This window comes from Lachnobacterium bovis (genome assembly GCF_900111325.1).
Classification (GTDB): Bacteria; Bacillota; Clostridia; order Lachnospirales; family Lachnospiraceae; genus Roseburia; species Roseburia bovis_A.
On record NZ_FOGW01000066.1, the window covers coordinates 1 to 1,025 of the forward strand.

Genomic DNA, 1,025 nt, shown 5'->3' on the forward strand with positions numbered 1-1,025 from the left:
TCACTTAAATAATTAACTGTTGCATCTAGCTGAGTTATCACTGTTTTATTTTCATCATCTGAACCTGTTGAACTTAAATCTTTATTGATAAGTTCTCCTTGTCCTTTTTCGTTTATTAGGTAAACTCTATTGTCTTCTTTCTGTGATTTTTCTTCGTTTGCATCTATATTTGGATCATACTTTGCTCCACTCCATGCTGATTGGAAAAGCTCATATATCTCATTATTTCCAACCTGAAGATATGCTCGTCCTGCCTGGGTTATACTTGCAGCATCTGGTGTTTTCAACATTTCTTTACTATCATTTGTGTCTGCCACCTTTAGACAAAGTTTAAATCTTGAGTTTGACCAAATCTGATCATCTACTACTCCTGATGGCTTTTGTGTTGCCAAAATAAGATGAATACCAAGGCTTCGACCTATTCTGGCTGTGGAAACTAATTCTGCCATAAAATCTGGCTGCTCACTTTTTAATTCAGCGAACTCATCACTTATCATAAACAAATGTGGAAGGGGTTCTTTTACTTTTCCTTCTTTAAAAAGCTTATTGTATCCATTGATGTGGTTAACTCCACACTCACTAAATATCTGCTGTCTACGAAGAAGTTCACTATGAATCGAAGCCATTGCTCTCATGCTCTCTGCCTTATCTAAGTTAGTAATTGTTCCAAGCAAATGTGGCAGATTTTTAAACAAGTTTGCCATTCCACCACCTTTATAATCGATTAAAAGGAAACCAACTTCATATGGATGAAAATTTAGTGCAAGCGACAAAATATATGATTGTACGATCTCTGATTTTCCTGAACCTGTTGTTCCTGCAACTAATCCATGTGGACCATGTGCTTTTTCATGTAGGTTCAAGGAAACTATATCATCTTCTGCTCGTAGTCCTAGTGGAACTGCAAGAGTCTTGTGGGACTGATTTTGGCTCCAGCGATTTCTTGAATCAAAGTCTTGTGGTTTTTTTACCTTGTACATATCAAAAAATGTTACACTTTCAGGAATTCTACTACTTATTCCTTC

General features: G+C 36.2%; 1 protein-coding gene. It reads right to left on the reverse strand.

The genetic code is table 11. The features are described from left to right. Positions 1 to 1,025 (reverse strand): FtsK/SpoIIIE domain-containing protein (locus BMY79_RS11830; protein WP_278320631.1); only part of this gene is annotated, 1,025 nt, incomplete at both ends.